The sequence below is a fragment of the Bacillus sp. A01H genome (assembly GCF_045277205.1).
GTDB classification, from domain to species: Bacteria; Bacillota; Bacilli; order Bacillales; family Bacillaceae_G; genus Bacillus_A; species Bacillus_A paranthracis.
Genome location: NZ_CP117702.1, coordinates 2,881,165 through 2,899,472, shown reverse-complemented (window position 1 = coordinate 2,899,472; position 18,308 = coordinate 2,881,165). Strand labels below are relative to the sequence as shown.

The window sequence follows — 18,308 nt, the reverse complement described above, 5'->3', positions numbered from 1 at the left end:
GGGGAGGAAATACATTGAGAAAGAAAAAGAAATTAAAACCTTTAGCGGTATTAACAACAGCAGCAGTGCTAAGTAGTACGTTTGCTTTTGGAAGTCATGCAGCGTATGCTGATACGCCACCATCTCTACCAATTGATGAGCATTTAATACCAGAGGAACGCTTGGCAGAAGCGTTGAAGCAACGGGGAGTAATCGATCAATCTGCATCACAAGCTGAGACATCAAAGGCTGTCGAAAAATATGTTGAGAAAAAGAAAGGGGAAAACCCTGGAAAAGAAATCTTGACAGGAGATAATCTTACGCAAGAAGCTTCAGATTTTATGAAAAAAGTAAAAGATGCAAAAATGAAGGAAAATGAACAAGCGCAGCAGCCCGAAGTAGGACCAGTAGCTGGGCAAAGTGCAGGATTGAACCCAGGAAAATTAAATGGAAAAGTACCAACTACACCAGCGAAGCAAGCTGAGTACAATGGGGCTGTTCGAAAAGATAAAGTACTTGTATTACTCGTAGAATTTAGCGATTTTAAGCATAATAATATCGATCAAGAACCGGGGTATATGTATTCTAAGGACTTTAATCGTGAACATTATCAAAAAATGTTATTTGGTGATGAGCCATTTACGTTATTTGATGGATCGAAGATTAATACATTTAAACAATATTATGAAGAACAATCTGGCGGAAGCTACACAGTTGATGGAACTGTAACAGAATGGCTTACTGTTCCAGGAAAAGCGTCAGATTATGGTGCTGATGCGGGAACTGGTCATGACAACAAAGGTCCTTTAGGCCCAAAAGATTTTGTGAAAGAAGCATTGAAAGCAGCAGTAGCAAAAGGCATTAATTTAGCTGATTATGATCAATTTGATCAATACGATCAAGATGGTGATGGAAATAAAAATGAGCCAGATGGAATCATTGATCATTTAATGGTAGTACATGCAGGCGTGGGTCAAGAAGCTGGCGGTGGTAAATTGAAAGATGATGCGATTTGGTCTCATCGTTCAAAACTAGGATCGAAGCCATATGCGATTGATGGGACAAAATCTTCTGTTTCGAACTGGGGCGGAAAGATGGCAGCATACGATTATACAATCGAGCCTGAAGACGGAGCGGTTGGTGTGTTTGCACATGAGTATGGTCATGATTTAGGGTTGCCAGATGAATATGATACAAAGTATTCAGGACAAGGTGAACCAGTTGAATCATGGTCCCTAATGAGCGGCGGTAGCTGGGCTGGAAAAATTGCAGGTACAGAGCCAACAAGTTTCTCACCGCAAAATAAAGAGTTTTTCCAAAAAAATATGAAGGGGAACTGGGCGAATATTGTTGAGGTAGATTATGATAAACTTCGCACGGGAATAGGTACTGCAACGTATTTAGATCAAAGTGTGACAAAATCAAAACGACCAGGAATCATTCGTGTTAACTTGCCAGACAAAGATATAAAAAATATTGAGTCAGCATTTGGTAAGAAGTTTTATTACAGCACGAAAGGAAATGACATTCATACAACACTTGAGACACCAGTATTTGACTTAACGACTGCAACGGATGCCAAGTTCGATTATAAGGCATTTTACGAACTGGAAGCGAAGTATGATTTCCTTGACGTATATGCGATTGCAGAAGATGGAACGAAGACACGCATTGATCGAATGGGCGAAAAAGATGTAAAAGGCGGTATAGATACAACGGATGGTAAGTGGATTGATAAATCATATGATTTAAATCAATTCAAAGGAAAGAAAGTAAAACTGCAATTTGAGTATGTAACAGATATTGCAGTAGCATATAAAGGATTTGCGTTAGACAATGCAGCATTAACTGTAGATGGAAAAGTTGTTTTCTCTGATGACGCAGAAGGCCAGCCAGCAATGACATTAAAAGGATTTACTGTGTCTAACGGATTTGAACAGAAGAAACATAACTACTATATCGAGTGGCGTAATTACGCTGGGTCTGATACTGCATTACAATATGCACGTGGTCCAGTATTTAATACAGGAATGGTTGTATGGTATGCGGATCAAAGCTTTACAGATAACTGGGTAGGCGTTCATCCAGGTGAAGGGTTCCTTGGAGTAGTAGATTCTCATCCAGAGGCAATCGTAGGAACATTAAACGGACAACCTACTGTGAAGAGCAGTACACGTTATCAAATTGCCGATGCGGCATTCTCATTTGATCAAACGCCAGCATGGAAAGTAAATTCACCAACTCGCGGTATCTTTGACTATAAAGGATTACCAGGAGTTGCAAAATTTGATGATTCTAAGCAATACATCAACAGCGTTATTCCAGATGCGGGACGTAAGTTACCTAAACTAGGATTGAAGTTTGAAGTAGTAGGTCAAGCTGAAGACAAGTCTGCAGGTGCAGTTTGGATCCATCGATAAAATGAAATGAAGAGGAGCTGCCATAAGCCGGTGAAACTGACTTATGGCAGCTCTTTTCTGCTTGTAAAAAGTTCTCGGTTTTAATTGTAAAGATTGGAAATGTATTTGATAAATAAAATGCTCAATCTGTTCAATTATAGCGCTATTTTGAGCGTAAGTAATTTGTAAGTATTGAGTAAGAAAAAAGAGAATTTTATAGTATATAATAATATTTATTACATCTACTTTTAACACCTGATACTAATAGTATGCTATAATATGAATTAGCAACAAAAAGGAAAGGAATTAGTAAAATGACATTAGAAAATACTAAAAATTTAAAAAAACAAGTTGCTCCATATGAAAAATCAACAATTAAAAAAAGTGTGTGGCAACTTATTAACACAGTCGTGCCATTTGTTGTTTTATGGTATCTCGCTTATAAAAGTTTGTCTGTTTCTTATCTGTTAGCATTAGTTCCATCTTTGTTAGCTGCTGGTTTTATGACGCGAATTTTCATAATTTTTCATGATTGTACCCATTATTCATTCTTTAAAAGTCGACGTGCAAATAGAATAGTAGGTACATGTATGGGTGTGTTAACGTTATTCCCATTTGATCAATGGGGGCATGAGCATGCGATTCATCACGCTACAAGTGGTAATTTAGATAAGCGAGGTACAGGAGATATTTGGACGCTTACAGTCGATGAATATGTAGCTGCACCATTTAGACTTCGTTTAGCATATCGTTTATATCGCAATCCATTCGTTATGTTTGGATTAGGTCCGATTTATGTTTTCTTGCTTAAAAATAGATTTAACCGAAAAGGTGCAAGACAGAAAGAACGTATGAATACGTATTTGACGAATATTATTATCGTTGCTGTAGTAGCTATACTTTGCTGGGCAATAGGATGGCAATCGTTTCTATTAGTACATGGTACGATATTCTTAATTGCAGGTTCAGTAGGGATTTGGCTGTTTTACGTACAGCACACTTTTGAGGATTCTTATTTTGAAGAGGATAAAGATTGGGAATATGTAAAAGCGGCAGTAGAAGGAAGTTCATTTTATAAACTTCCAAAAATCTTGCAATTCTTAACTGGTAATATTGGATTTCATCATGTTCACCATTTAAGTCCAAGAGTACCTAATTATAAGCTAGAAGAGGCACACAATAATACGCTTCCGTTAAAAAATGTACCAACAATTACACTTGCTACAAGCTTACAATCACTACGTTTCCGTCTGTGGGATGAGAAAAGTAACAATTTTGTTAGCTTTAAAGAAGTCAAAAATATAATTAAAAATAATGTTTCTGTCCGGGTGAAATCGGAATTATAATTTCATCGGCTATAAAACTCCCCTTAATCATTTTCGATTTAAGGGGAGTTTTTGTTATATATAACGGATATTGAGGACGTGGAATACTCATATGTAGGTATAAATTCAAGGATATGATAATCATATTATGTAAACAATATAAAACATCATTTTTTTTATTATTGTGAAGGATATCATACATATATAATGGAAAGCAGAAGGTGGATGAGAGTAATGATGAGAATAGAAACAACGTAATAAAATAATTCTTTCAAAAGGAAGGGGAAATGAAAGATGTTGAAATTACAAGGAAAATACAATGAAGCGAGAGTATTTACGAATAACGTTGATGAGACTGCGACAGGGCAGATTATTGATCTTTGTAACCAAGAATTTGTAAAGGATAGTCAAATTCGTATTATGCCAGATACACATGCGGGAGCAGGGTGTACGATTGGGACAACAATGACAATACAAGATAAAATTGTTCCTAATCTTGTAGGGGTAGACATTGGTTGTGGTATGGAAGTTGTTGTAATTGATAAGAAAAAAGAAGAAATTAATTTCGATTGTTTAGATGAAACAATTCGTAAATTCGTTCCAAGTGGTTTTCGTATCCGAGATAAAGAACATCGATTCTCAAAAATGATTGATTTTGATGGTGTGAGAGCTCCATTTACATTACAACGCGCTCAAAAAAGTATTGGTACACTTGGGGGAGGAAATCATTTTGTCGAATTGAATGAGGACGATAAAGGGAATGTATATATTGTCATTCATAGTGGTTCTCGTAATTTAGGTAAACAAATAGCAGAGTATTACCAAAACTTCGCATATGAACAACTCATTGATGTTACATCAATGAAAGATGAGATTATTAAGAGATTAATGAAAGAGGGGAGAGAAAAAGAAATACAAGAAACTTTACGTGGAATAAAGAAGCCTAATATTCGAAAAGAATTAGCTTATTTAGAAGGACAGGGATTCAAAGATTATATGAATGACATGAATATTGCTCAAAAGTATGCTGCGTTAAATCGTAAAGCAATGATTGATGAAATTGTTACGAAAATGGACTGGAAAGTAACCGATCAATTTACTACAATACATAACTATATAGACATAGAAAATATGATTCTACGAAAAGGTGCTATTTCAGCTCAGAAAGATGAACGAGTCATTATTCCAATTAACATGAGAGATGGTTCAATTATTGCATTTGGTAAAGGTAATCCAGACTGGAATTTTTCTGGTCCGCATGGGGCAGGACGTATCATGAGTCGTAAGAAGGCTAAAGAATTATTGAGTCTAGAGGACTTCCAAAATACGATGACAGAAGTTTGGACTACATCGGTAGCAGAGAGCACAATTGATGAGGCACCAATGGTATACAAGCCAATGAATGAAATTATCGAAAATACGAAAGAGACAATAGATATAAAGCATATTATTAAGCCGTTATATAATTTTAAAGCGAATTAGAATGATAAAAGACCGCACATAAGGTAAAAGCTATGTGCGGTCTTTTATATATAAGTATAGTATTACATAGTCTCGCTAATTTTACTTTCACTACGAGTGTTAGTAGCAAGTCTTTTCTTAACTTTAAAGTGATAGTACGTGTAGCAAAAGATGATAAATGGTACAGTGCAATAGATTCCTAGACGTTGTTCTGGGATAAAGATTAGACTGATTAATATAATGCCATACAATCCAAAACCAAGTATTGGTACAAGTGGATAAAGTGGCGTTTTGAACTTTAAGTCTTCTAATTTTCCGCCGTCTGCTACATAATGTTTACGGAAAAAGAATTGAGAGACACAAATTGACATCCAAACAATGATTGTTATAACTCCAGAAATGGAAATGAGCCATAAGTAAACCGTTTCAGCAGCTACAACGCTTGTTAAAAGAGAAAAAGCAGAAATAGCAATTGTCATAATTAAAGCGTTTAAAGGTATTCCTCGTGATGATAATTTCTTTAAAAAGGCTGGAGCCATTTCATTTTTGGATAATGACCAAAGCATACGAGTTGCCGCGTATAGTCCTGAGTTTGCGACAGAAAGAACAGCAGTAAGAATAACAAAGTTCATAATATCAGCCGCATAGGGAATACCGATATTATCAAAAACGGCAACGAACGGGCTTTTTGTTAATCCTGCTTCTTCCCAAGGAATTAAAGCAACAAGAACAAAGATTGCTAAGACGAAGAAAAACATCGTACGCCATATAATATTTCTAATAGAACGAGGTAAAGTTTTTGCTGGATCTTCACTTTCACCTGCAGCGATTCCAACAAGTTCTGTACCTTGGAAGGAATAATTGACTGTAACCATTGTTAATAGAATAGCTGCAAGTCCATTTGGAAATAAACCACCATGATTCACGAAATTTGATAATAGCGGAGCTGGTTCGTCGCCTTTTAAATCAATAAAACCGAACATAGCGGCGCCACCAAGAATAATAAAAGCGATAATGGCAGATACTTTTATACTTGAAAACCAAAATTCTGTTTCTGCATAACTACGAGCAGATAGTGCGTTAATCGTGAAGATTGTAACTCCAAATATTAAACACCAAACCCAAACAGGAATATCAGGAAACCAGCGCTGCATTGTAATGCCAGCAGTTGTAAATTCAAGGCCGGTCGTATTCGCCCAGCTTAACCAATACAACCATCCGATTGTAAAGCCAGTTGCAGGATTGATAAACTTAGTGGCATATTCCTGGAAAGACCCCGAAACAGGCATGGCTACAGCGAGTTCACCAAGACATAGCATAACGAAATACATTAATAATCCACCGGCTATAAAGGCAAGTACGGATCCACCAGGTCCAGCCTGACTTATAATAAAACCAGATCCGTTAAATAATCCCGTTCCAATCACGCCACCGAGTGCAATCATGAATAAGTGTCTACTTTTCATCGTACGTTTTAATTCATTGTTTGTATTATTTACTTGCGCCATTGTTTTCCTCACTTTCGTAGTTGATAGCATAAATTTTGATGTTTTTCCGTATTGTGGAATATATTCCGTGATGTGAAATCTTGTTATAATTTTCAGATAATTAAAAAGAAAAGTCAATATTTTTTTGTTTGCGCTTTCAAATTATTGTTCGCAACATATTTTTATTTTTAGAAAATTGAATAAATAGATTGATTTCATTTCGAATGTTTGTTAAATTGATAGGTAATTGAGCGTGCTAACATATTACAAGTGAAGTAGAGGTGAGTTATGGTACAGTCCATTGATCGAGCGATAAGTATTATAAAGTTATTAAATTCTACTAATGAAAAAGAGTATTGGGCCATTTCTGATATAGCGGACAGAACACATCTCCCAGTTAGTACAGTACATAGATTACTTAACTCTCTAATCGAGCATGGGCTAGTTACACAAATTTCAGAGACGAAACAGTACAAAATTGGACCAATGTGGATGGAAATAGGATTACGACAATTGGAGAAGGTAGACTACAGATCAGTCGCAAGAGAAGTAATGAAACGATTGGCCTATGAAGTGGAAGAAAGTGTTTATTTGAACATTCCAAATGGAACACATTCTATTATTATTGAAAGAATGGATAGCCCTTTAAAAATTCGAGTTATTGATAACTTAGGGGAACAGATTCCTCTTTCAATTGGTGCTGCAAATAAAACGATGCTTGCCAATATGAAACAGAATGAAATGGAATATATTGTTGAGCAACTACTTTCTGCTTTACCAGAACAAAAGCAAATTCTTCTTGATCAAATAAAGCAAATAAGAAACGAAGGATATGCTGTCAGTTATGGAGAAAAAACAGAAGGGACAGCTTCAGTAGCTGCACCTATTATCGGATTTAATCATAAAGTAGTAGGAGCATTAAGTGTTGGGTTAATTAGTCATCGCATTAATGATGATCGACTATCTTTTCTTATTAGTAAGGTAAAACAAGCAGCACATGAAATATCAATAAAAATCGGCAGTACATCAGAACTATAATTTTGATAACTGTCGTCATTTTTTATTCATATACTGGAATTCATTTTCATAATGCGGAAAAATAGGGGGATTTATATGTCAAAGTGGCAATCAAAAGAACAATTGATTCAATTATTAAGCAGTCTTGTTGAAATTCCTAGTATTACAGGTACAGAAGCTGAAGTGATATTGCCAGACTTCGTTGTGGAACAATTATCTGATTTACAGTACTTCAAAGAAAATCCGCACCATTTGCAAAAAAATCCGACTGGGGACGGACGATATTTTGTTACAGCACTAGTAAAGAAAAGCGATCGTACAAAAAATACCGTAATTTTAGTAAGTCACTTTGATGTTGTAGATGTACAAGATTATGGAGTGTGGAAAGAAGATGCATTCAATCCTAAAAAGTTAACGTCTATGTTTTATTCTCATAAAGATGAGCTTCCAGACCATGTACGTGAAGATATAGAACATGGAGATTGGCTGTTTGGTAGAGGAACAATGGATATGAAATGCGGCCTCACGTTACAAATGGCAATGATTGAGCAAGCTTGTGAAGGAAGATTTGATGGGAATGTTCTTTTATTGGCTGTACCAGATGAAGAAGTAAACTCTGTAGGGATGAGAGCTGCTGTCCCAAGATTACTAGATTTAGCAAGAGAACATGATTTAGAGTATAAAACGGTACTAAATTCAGAGCCTATGTTTTCAAGGCACCCTGGTGATCAAAAGAAATATATTTATACTGGTTCTATTGGTAAAGTGTTACCTGGTTTTCTTTGCTACGGAAAAGAGACCCATGTAGGTGAACCTTTTGCAGGCTTAAATGGGAGTTATATGGCTTCATTAATAACAGCAGAATTAGAGTTGAATACAGACCTTTGTGATATTGTAGAAGGGGAAGCGAGTCCTCCGCCAACTAACTTACTTCAAAGGGACTTAAAGGAGGAGTATTCTGTACAAATTCCGCATCGCGCAGTCACATTATTTAATTTGTTTTTACTAGAAAAATCAATGACAGATGTCGTTTCATTGCTGCGTCAAAAAGTAACGAAAGTAGCAGAAAAAATAGAAGAGCAATATGAAAAGCAAGCATATCGTTTTTCTAAATATAATCCGTTTATACCGCCTAATATGAAGGTGAATGTATTAACGTATGAAGAGCTTATCACTTATGCAATTGAACAACATGGGCAAGAGAAAATAAATGAAATTCAATCTAGCATTATTAAAAATAGAGAAGGTAAAGATGATCGTGCGGTAACGATTGATTTAGTAGATAAACTAGCTATTTTATGTAAAGAAAAGGCGCCGATGATTGTGCTTTTCTTTGCTCCGCCATATTATCCAGCTGTAAGTTCACGCAACAACCAGTTAATTAAAGAGGTAGTTGGAGAGATGGAAAAGTATGCACACTTCAATCATAATATTTCATTTGAAAACCAAAACTATTTTGGAGGAATTTCAGATTTAAGCTACGTGGGCTTACAAAATCCATTACATTCAATGAGTTCACTTGTAGACAATATGCCATTATGGGATAAAGGTTACTCAATTCCACTTCAGGAACTAGAAGAATTTGATGTTCCAGTATTAAATATGGGGCCGGTAGGAAAAGATGCACATCAATGGACAGAACGTCTAGATGTAAATTACGCATTTGAAACGCTATTAGATATGTTACCGATTTGCATTGAAAAATTACTTGTTTCTAATAAAATTACACAAGTATAGTAGGGAAGGGAAAAGAAAAGGTAAATTATTTTAATATAATTAATAGCTAAAACGGCCAAACTCAAGTAAATTCGAGTTTGGCCGTTTATCATGTAGTGCATTTCTAATTAAATTCATAACTAATGTGATCTCTTTTATAGTTTTACTTTTTCGTTTGACCAGATAGTTCAACAGACTTTTGTGTACAACGTTGCATAGCTGAAATGATAGCTGTTCGTAAACCTTTTTCCTCTAATGTAGCTACAGCTTCTATCGTTGTTCCCCCAGGAGAACAAACCATATCTTTCAATTCACCAGGATGTATGCCTGTTTCTAGTACCATCTTTGCAGATCCTAATACAGCTTGAGCTGCGAATTTATATGCTTGATTTCTTGGCATACCATCTAGTACAGCAGCATCTGCCATCGCTTCTATTATCATATATACGTATGCTGGTGAAGAGCCACTTACAGATGTTACAACATCCATTAACTTTTCACTTACAATCTCTGATTGACCAAAACTATTGAAAATGTTTAGCACATCTTCTAAATCTTTTTCTGTCACCATTTCATTCGGACATAATGCTGACATTCCTTCTCCAACAAGAGCAGGAGTATTAGGCATTACTCGTACAACTTTTATTTTTTTATTAAAGGCATTTTCAGTACTTTCAATACTTTTACCAGCAGCGATCGTAACGATGATAGCATCGTTTTTTATTACTTCTTTAATTTCGTTAATTACTAATGAGTATAAGTCTGGTTTAATTGATAAAATTAAAATATCAGCATTTTTAGCGACTTCATTGTTGTCAGTAGTTATAGTTATTCCGTACTTTGTACTAGCATTTTCTAAATTCGTTGTGTTTAAATCTGAACACATGATTTTATTTGAAGACACTATCTTTTTGTTTAGCATCCCGCCAATTATAGCCATCCCCATATTTCCGCATCCGATGAATCCAATTTGTTTATCCATAATAATTCAATCTTGCTCCTTTTTAATAAATTATATCATTTCGAAAGTATTATCTTAATATAACAATAACATCTCTGTGCAATATAAAGAAACATTCTAAGAGAATATATTCCTTTTTGCAACATGAAAAGATAAAAATTAATTATATTCGACATTTTGTAAATGTATACACTATAATGTAAGGTTTATGTTTATAAATATGAGTTGAACTTATATTGATTTGTATTTTCATTCAGTAGGGCAATAACTTCATACAAGTAACTCGCAGCTCTATGTATTTTTAAAAATACCTCTTGACACTAAATCGAACTATATCGCATAATATAAAAAAATTAAACCGAAAATCGTTGAAGGGAAATAGTACATATGTCTTCTTGCGAAAGAGAGTGGAATTCACCGGCTGAAAGATTCCTCGTATAGAATATATCGAACCTATCCCTGAGTCTTAAATGAAAGTTTAGGCGTTCGCCTGCGTTATAGGCACCAAGTGGATATCTATGTATATCAATTAAGGTGGTACCGCGGAACAATGACCGTTTCGTCCTTTTTATTTTATGAAGGGCGAAGCGGTCATTTTTATTTTGCTCTTAAATAGGCTACGTGCAGCACTCATAAGAATAGAAATCGCTGCAAGCTGTATGAATAGAAATGTAATGTATAAAAAACTTTGATTTTAGACTTGGGGGATAAAAAAGTGAAGAAACAGCGAATAGTTGTAAAGATTGGGAGCAGTTCTTTGGCGGATAGTCATGGAGGCATTTCTAAAGAACAACTTTCAGATCATGTTGCCGCATTAGCTCGATTGAAAGAGGAAGGGCATGAAGTGTTGTTAATTACATCTGGGGCCGTTGCTGCAGGTTTTTCTGCTCTAGGATACCCTAGCAGACCTGTAACAATTAAAGGGAAACAGGCTGCAGCGGCAGTCGGACAAAGTTTGTTAATGCAGGCGTACACGGAGGAATTCCGTAAATATGGTATTGTTACTGCGCAACTTTTGCTGACGAGAAGTGATTTTTCTAGAAAAGAACAATATAGTAACGCATACGCTACGTTAGGAGAGTTACTAAACCGTTCTGCTCTTCCAATCATTAATGAAAATGATTCCATCTCTTTAGAGGAGTTAACGTTCGGTGATAATGATATGCTGTCAGCTTTAGTAAGCGGACTTGTTTCGGCAGATATGCTGATGATTTTTACAGATGTGAACGGTTTATATGATAAAAATCCTCAAAAAAATGAGGATGCGAAAAAATATTATTTCCTTCCTGAAGTTACAGAAGAAATCGCTTCTCTTGCTGGAGATGCTGGCTCAAAACTTGGGACTGGTGGTATGAAATCAAAAATCGATGCTGCAAAGACAGCACTCTCTCTTGGAGTAAGTGTATTTATCGGAACAGGACGTGGACAAGAGAAATTTGTTGATGTTTTAAAGGGGAAAGGTGACGGGACGTATGTCGGAAATGCCCCTCAAAAAGAAATGAAGATGAACAAGCAATGGATTGCCTTGCATTCGGTTGTTAGCGGTCAAATTGAAATAGACGCTGGAGCAACTACAGCTATCATTCAGCATGGCAAGAGTCTTCTTCCTGCGGGTGTTACAAATGTGTCAGGATTTTTCAAAGTTGGCGATGTTGTAGAAGTCATGACGCAACAAGGGCGCGTAATTGGAAAAGGACAATGCACATATAGCGCAGAGGAATTAAGAGAGATAAAAGGTATGCAAAGCCAACATATTCAAGCAAGAGGCGAAAGGCATAGTTATGAAGTCATCCATAGAGATCATTGGGTTTCACTTTAAGAAGAGGGATCAAAAAGGAGGAAATAAAAATGAATGAAGTGTTAGTAAAGGGAAAAAAAGCGAAAGAAATCGCTGGAGAACTTGTGCTTAAAAATACGGATCAAAAAAACGAAGCACTTGCTGCAATTGCAAATCAATTAATAAGTGAAACAGCTTATATTTTAGAGGAAAACAAACGCGATATAGAAGAAGGTAAGGCAAAAGGATTTTCGGATTCACTCCTTGATCGTCTTATGCTAACTGAAAATCGTATTATTGATATGACAGAGGGGATTAAGCAGCTAATTGAATTACGTGATCCTGTAGGAGAATGTGTAAGTGCATGGGAAAGGCCAAATGGACTATCTATTCAGGAAATGCGTGTACCACTTGGTGTTGTTGGGATGATTTACGAGGCAAGACCGAATGTAACAGTGGATGCTGCTACTATTTGTTTGAAGACAGGAAACGCAGTCATATTACGTGGTAGTTCTTCTGCTATTCATTCTAATAAAGCCATTGTTGCCGTTATTCACAGAGCGCTCAAACAAACAAGCTTACCAGAAGAAAGTGTACAGCTTATAGAAGATACAACGCGAGATAGCGCGAAGCAGTTATTTACAATGAATGATTATTTAGACGTTCTTATTCCAAGAGGTGGCAAACAATTAATCGATACTGTTGTGAGGGAAGCGTCTGTTCCAGTACTTGAAACAGGTGCGGGGAATTGTCATATTTTCATTGATGAAACAGCGGGTAAACAAATGGCATTTGATATTATTATAAATGCAAAAACGCAGCGTCCATCTGTATGTAATGCGATTGAAACGATTGTACTTCATGAGAAGTGGGCAGAGCAATATGGTAGCGAGTTGTTTTCTTCTTTGAAGGCAAGAGGCGTGGAGCTACGTGGTGATCAAAAAGCATTGGCAATTGATTCATCAATTGTACTTGCTTCAGAAGAAGACTGGGGGACAGAATTTTTATCTCTCACGCTAGCAGTTAAATTAGTTTCTTCTATAGAAGAAGCGATTCACCACATAAATACGTATGGATCTATGCATTCTGAAGCGATTATTTCAGAAAACGAGGAAAACGTCAGCAAATTTTTCGTATCTGTTGATGCTGCTGCGCTGTATCACAATGCATCAACTCGTTTTACTGATGGATCTGAATTCGGATTCGGAGCTGAGATTGGCATCAGTACACAAAAGCTACACGTAAGGGGACCAATGGGACTTCCTGCATTAACTTCCACAAAATACGTCATTCGTGGAAATGGACAAATTCGAAAATAAAAATAAAAGACACTCAATTCGTTTGGGTGTCTTTTATTTTAAAAATTATTTACCATACAAAAAGCCCAACAAGCATAGCGCTTAATAAGGAAACAGCCATTCCGCTCACAAGAAGCTTCCAAACATTTTTCCCGATGACTGATGATTTTTCGCCGCCAAATAATGAATTGTAAGTTCCATAAATCATACCTACTGTACTAAAGTTAGCAAAAGAAGCTAGAAATGTTGTGGCAACCGCAACCGTATGCGGTTGTAAAGACTTTAAGTTTGATTTTAAATCCATCATTGCAACAAATTCATTCGTCGTTATTTTGATCCCCATTAGTTCAGCTACATACATGGCATCACTGCCCGATAAACCGAGTAAAAAAGCGAAAGGACTAAAGATAATAGAGAAGATTTTTTGAATTGTTAAACCCGTTACAAAAAATCCTAAAATCCCATTTAAACATGCTGTTAAAGCTACATATCCAATTACCATAGCTAAAATAACGATAACCATATTCATCCCGACTAACATACTGTTGGAAATAGTAGAAAAGAAATCCTTTTTTTCATGTTTGGAAGGTGAATAAACAACATCTTCTTCTTTCGAAACTTCCACAGGATTTAATACATTGGCTAAAATTAATGCGTTAATACAGTTTAATGGGATTGCGCTGAAAATATATGTTGCTGGAACCATTGATAAATAAGCACCAAGAATGGATCCGCTGACGCTACTCATACTCATAATTCCAAAAGTCAGCAGACGATTTTCTTTTAAAACAGATAATTGATCCCGAACAACAGCAAGCGCTTCGGTGTTCCCTAAAAACATCATTTGAATCGAAAAGAAGCTTTCTAACTTTGGTAAACGAGAAATCTTTGAAATAATTGCACCAACTTTATCAATAATCCAAGTTAAGATTCCAAAGTAAGAAAGAATATCAAAGAACGTGATAACAAAAATGATAGGAAGTAATGCGCTAAAGAAGAAATCAATTGTTTGATTTTCCATAGCAGAAGGAAATGCAAATCGAATTCCTTCATTCGCACATGCCAGTAGCCAACTGAAAAATGAAGCAATTTTATTAATGATAATACTGCCTAGCTTTGTGCCTAACATAAACCACGTAATAAAAAGCTCCAATATGATGAGAATTACAATTGGTCTCCATTTTATATGTTTTTTATTAGGCGAACATAAGTAAACAATTAATATGACAACGAAAATCCCTAACATATTCAATATGAAATACATGTCAACAACTCCTTGAGGCTTATTATTTGTATATAAAAAAGCTCCTATTCTCCTTAATTTAGAATGAATGTATTTCAACTAAAATTTTGTTGATTCTAAAAATATAGAAGGTAAAATTCGATAAACATAGAATTTAATATATAGCAAACAAGGAGGGATAAAAATGGAGGTCTATCACATAACGAGTAGAAAGAGGGAAACTTATAACGTTCAAGTGAAATATTCGATACTTTTCGAATGTGCGCTTGGCATTGCAGCAATTACTCATAAGAGGTTAATTGATACACTTGAAAAGAGTCAAAATGAATGGGAAGAAATTAAGAAATCATTAACAGAAGAAATGAGAGAGCATTTACAATTTGTCGAAGAAAATAATACGTGGAAAGCATTGCTTCAGTTGTTGTATGAAGAAGACATGCAGGATGTATCGCAGTTTCACGCTAAAATCGATTTACTTTCAGAAGAAGATTTGAAGTATATATGTTTACCGTTTTTAGGAGAGAAGTACCAAGAAAAAAGAATTTTAGCGGCAAGTGGAAACGTAACTGCAATACATGAACTAATGGAACTGACACAAGAACATCAGTTTTTCTCTACTTATATTCGTTTTATATGTGATGTTGATGTACAAGTGCTAAAATCCCATTTAATTGCTGTTATGACAGGGTGGTACGACAGTGTTATTAAAAGAGAGGAAGAACAAATACTTTCTATATTCAAACGAGATTATGAAGCAAAGAATGAAATGAATAAAAAAATGAAACCGGAAGAGTTTGTCGAGTGGGTCACTGGTGGCGTGAACTATATGCCAGAGCCAAGTGTTCATCACGTACTTCTTATCCCGCAAATAACGTACAGACCGTGGAATATTGAGGCGGATGTTGAAGATACGAAAGTATTTCATTATCCAGTTGCAAACGAAAGTATCCATCCTGAAGATCCATATGAACCGAACTATTTTTTAGTTCAAAAACATAAAGCTCTTGGAGATGAAGCGAGGTTACGCATTGTAAAAATGTTGTTCGAAAAAGAACGAACATTGCAGGAAATTACAGAAAGATTGCAACTTGGTAAATCGACTGTACACCACCATTTGAAATTGTTACGTGCAGCGAAGTTAGTGGATATACATGATGGGAAATATGTATTAAGAAAGAAAGCAGTACAATCGTTAGCGAAAGAATTAGATGCGTTTTTAAATAGATAATATACAACAAGAATGTACATAAAGGGAGGAATATAAAAGAAAAGTTGGTGTGTGAAATTGAAAAATGTATTGAAAAATCGTTCGTTCTTTTTTATGTGGATTGGTAGTGCAATCTCAGAATTAGGAGGGGGGTTCGGAACGTTATGTAATTCAATTCTAGTATATGAGTTAACAGGATCGGAAATGGCTTTAAGTAGTATGTGGCTATTATATTTCATCCCATCACTCATACTGCAATTAATCAGTGGCCCATTTATTGATAAATGGAGTCGGAAGTGGATTATGATTTTTTCACAATGGATACGAGCGTCCGTATTCTTATTACCTTTGATAATGTTAGTTTCCGGTAGTTTAGAAGTTTGGCACATTTATGTTGTTCAAATTGTAGTGGGACTTATTACACCACTTTATACACCTGCAAGTCAAGCAATTACACCGAGCATTGTAGGGAAAGAACAACTTCAAGATGCAAATGCGTACATTGATGGAATGACTCGTCTTATGATGTTTCTTGCGCCAGTATTAGGTGGAGTAGTCATTCATTTGATTGGCACAGAACTTGCGTTATCTTTCGTATGCATTTGTTTATTTGTTAGTGGCACTTTCTTACTTTATATAAAAGAAAATAGAACGTCGCAACCTATCCGGAAAACGTGGCTAGAACAGTTTCTTCACGGTTTTACATATTTTTTCACAAAACCAATCATCGTTTGGCTCGGTATATTTCTAACTTTTGTTCAATTTGGAGTAGGAGTAACAATGGTCACAAACCTTCCTTATATAAAAGATGAGCTATCAGCGGGATATGCGGAATTTGGTTATTTTATGGCCGGATTCCCACTTGGCTATGTAGTTGGATCTATACTAGTCGGAAAAGTAACATATAAAAGCCGGCCTATACTTATGCTTGGAGGATTGTTTATAGGGGGGCTCACATACATTTCGCTAGGGTTCAATCATAGTATTATCATTGCAATAATAGTTGAAGTAATAGCAGGGATTTGTATTGCATTTTTCAATGTTCATAACACAACGATATGCCAACAGTCAGTTCCGAACAATATGATAGGACAAGTATTTTCAGTGCGATTATTTTTCATACGATCCGCTATGCCGTTAGGTGTGTTAGTAGGGGGAATATTGAGTGAAATGTGGGGAGTAAGAGCGCTATACTTTATTATCGGTTCAATTATATGTGTCACTTCTTTAATCGGAATCTTACTCCCATATTTCAAATTTTTAGATGGGGCAGTTGAAGAGAAAACAGCATAATTCGAAAAATCTAAACTTTATAATTGAAAATAATTATCATAATCAACTATAATAGAAGAATAGTAGTATTCGTATTACAATGAAGGAGTGGGATATATGTTTATCGAAACGAAAACATTTACAGTAAAAGAAGGTACATCAAATATAGTTGTAGAACGTTTTACTGGAGAAGGTATTATTGAAAAGTTTGAAGGCTTTATCGACTTGAGTGTTCTTGTGAAAAAAGTAAGACGAGGCGACGAAGAAGTAGTCGTTATGATTCGCTGGGAATCTGAAGAAGCATGGAAAAACTGGGAAACAAGTGAAGAGCATTTAGCAGGTCATAGAGCGAGCCGTGGTAAACCAAAACCAGATCATATTATTAATGTAGATCATGCAGTTTATTATGTAAAATCATCGAAAGCGGCTTATCAACAGTCGTAATATATATGTAAAGGTAGAGGATATTTGTTTATTAATAAACAAATATCCTCTTTTTTGATTTATAGTAAAATATGGATGTGATAAATGTTTATTTGATAAAAGTGGTGACTTAAAAAAACTAAAAGAAATAGCTATATCTGAATTTGAAAACTATCGTGTTTCTAGCGACAAAGTGAAAGGCATTTCTCATTGGTTGCATAGTTCGCTTATTAAAATTCAATCTGCTTTGAAAGCAAATGATGAGTTAAAAGCTTCATACATAGTTCATACGTCAACTTGGACATTGGTAGAAGGAATATGGGCTATTAATAATAAGCCAGTACCTCCAGCTGGATCTGTTTTGAAGTATATTCAAACGTTACCGAATAAGCCAATTCATTTAGATGCGTTACTTAATAAACTATTTTTAGATGATACGAAGGGCCGTATTAAAGCAGCAATTGAGTTAATTGAGTGGGTGCTTCATAAATAATATTGTTGGTAAATCGATATGTTGTGTTGAATCGTCGATATATCGAGAAAATCGTTGATATAAATTTCATATACTGTATAAGTAGCAACTAAAAGAGTGTAATCTAGTTAAATTTTTAAAATGAAGTTTCATAACAAGGTCTATTTTGCAAAGGAATTGCTTATGCATAAAATAACAATAATGTATCTTAATGCAAAAAAACTAGAGAATCTAGCAGGTTTCCCATATGGTACAGTACGAAACGATTATA

General features: G+C 35.5%; 13 protein-coding genes, 1 pseudogene and 1 other annotated feature. Of the genes and pseudogenes, 11 read left to right on the top strand and 3 right to left on the bottom strand.

The genetic code is table 11. The features are described 5' to 3' along the window. Window positions 1–14: 14 nt before the first annotated feature. The 3 genes from PSR14_RS15275 (at window position 15) to PSR14_RS15265 (ending at window position 5,185) form a co-directional block, all read left to right on the top strand. Window positions 15–2,399, top strand: coding sequence for an immune inhibitor A domain-containing protein (locus PSR14_RS15275; protein WP_098487285.1), 2,385 nt, complete (start codon window positions 15–17; stop codon window positions 2,397–2,399). Between the two features lie 293 nt (window positions 2,400–2,692). Next, a complete protein-coding gene (locus tag PSR14_RS15270) occupies window positions 2,693–3,724 on the top strand; it encodes a fatty acid desaturase (RefSeq protein ID WP_000171517.1) in 1,032 nt (343 codons plus the stop codon). A gap of 273 nt (window positions 3,725–3,997) precedes the next feature. Then, a complete protein-coding gene (locus tag PSR14_RS15265) occupies window positions 3,998–5,185 on the top strand; it encodes an RtcB family protein (protein ID WP_098487284.1) in 1,188 nt (395 codons plus the stop codon). A 62-nt stretch (window positions 5,186–5,247) separates the two neighbouring features. On the opposite strand, the gene PSR14_RS15260 is transcribed toward PSR14_RS15265, so the two are convergent. Then, window positions 5,248–6,672: an amino acid permease gene (locus PSR14_RS15260; RefSeq protein ID WP_061536125.1), complete on the bottom strand. Its 1,425-nt coding sequence runs from the start codon at window positions 6,670–6,672 to the stop codon at window positions 5,248–5,250. A 267-nt stretch (window positions 6,673–6,939) separates the two neighbouring features. Here PSR14_RS15260 and PSR14_RS15255 point away from each other — a divergent pair, with 267 nt between their 5' ends. Then, window positions 6,940–7,689: an IclR family transcriptional regulator gene (locus PSR14_RS15255; RefSeq protein WP_000250772.1), complete on the top strand. Its 750-nt coding sequence runs from the start codon at window positions 6,940–6,942 to the stop codon at window positions 7,687–7,689. Window positions 7,690–7,764: 75 nt separating this feature from the next. Beyond that, window positions 7,765–9,405 carry a M20/M25/M40 family metallo-hydrolase gene (locus tag PSR14_RS15250; protein ID WP_000049552.1) on the top strand — a complete coding sequence of 547 codons (1,641 nt, stop codon included), beginning with the start codon at window positions 7,765–7,767 and terminating at the stop codon, window positions 9,403–9,405. A 142-nt stretch (window positions 9,406–9,547) separates the two neighbouring features. On the opposite strand, the gene proC is transcribed toward PSR14_RS15250, so the two are convergent. Next, complete coding sequence (gene proC / locus PSR14_RS15245; protein ID WP_000360709.1) at window positions 9,548–10,366, bottom strand: pyrroline-5-carboxylate reductase; 819 nt, start codon at window positions 10,364–10,366, stop codon at window positions 9,548–9,550. A 338-nt stretch (window positions 10,367–10,704) separates the two neighbouring features. Further along, window positions 10,705–10,915: a binding site (T-box leader), on the top strand. A 145-nt stretch (window positions 10,916–11,060) separates the two neighbouring features. Here proC and proB point away from each other — a divergent pair. Together proB and proA are read left to right on the top strand one after the other, a co-directional pair. Then, window positions 11,061–12,164 carry a glutamate 5-kinase gene (proB, locus tag PSR14_RS15240; protein WP_000744725.1) on the top strand — a complete coding sequence of 368 codons (1,104 nt, stop codon included), beginning with the start codon at window positions 11,061–11,063 and terminating at the stop codon, window positions 12,162–12,164. A gap of 29 nt (window positions 12,165–12,193) precedes the next feature. Then, window positions 12,194–13,441: a gamma-glutamyl phosphate reductase gene (gene proA / locus PSR14_RS15235; RefSeq protein ID WP_001006729.1), complete on the top strand. Its 1,248-nt coding sequence runs from the start codon at window positions 12,194–12,196 to the stop codon at window positions 13,439–13,441. Between the two features lie 49 nt (window positions 13,442–13,490). On the opposite strand, the gene PSR14_RS15230 is transcribed toward proA, so the two are convergent. Further along, window positions 13,491–14,684, bottom strand: coding sequence for a NupC/NupG family nucleoside CNT transporter (locus PSR14_RS15230; protein WP_000273608.1), 1,194 nt, complete (start codon window positions 14,682–14,684; stop codon window positions 13,491–13,493). A gap of 163 nt (window positions 14,685–14,847) precedes the next feature. On the opposite strand from PSR14_RS15230, the gene PSR14_RS15225 reads away from it, so the two are divergent. From PSR14_RS15225 to PSR14_RS15210, 4 genes and pseudogenes are all read left to right on the top strand, one after another. After that, the gene (locus tag PSR14_RS15225) at window positions 14,848–15,891 is read left to right on the top strand and encodes a helix-turn-helix transcriptional regulator (RefSeq protein WP_098487283.1); all 1,044 of its coding nucleotides are present in this window, start codon (window positions 14,848–14,850) and stop codon (window positions 15,889–15,891) included. A 51-nt stretch (window positions 15,892–15,942) separates the two neighbouring features. Continuing rightward, window positions 15,943–17,163 (top strand): MFS transporter, encoded by a 1,221-nt coding sequence (locus PSR14_RS15220; RefSeq protein WP_098487282.1) that lies wholly within the window; start codon window positions 15,943–15,945, stop codon window positions 17,161–17,163. Window positions 17,164–17,259: 96 nt separating this feature from the next. Continuing rightward, window positions 17,260–17,586 carry a heme-degrading monooxygenase HmoA gene (gene hmoA / locus PSR14_RS15215; protein WP_000469503.1) on the top strand — a complete coding sequence of 109 codons (327 nt, stop codon included), beginning with the start codon at window positions 17,260–17,262 and terminating at the stop codon, window positions 17,584–17,586. A gap of 88 nt (window positions 17,587–17,674) precedes the next feature. Further along, window positions 17,675–18,058, top strand: a pseudogene (locus PSR14_RS15210) (DNA polymerase subunit beta); the annotation flags it as partial. Between the last annotated feature and the right edge of the window lie 250 nt (window positions 18,059–18,308).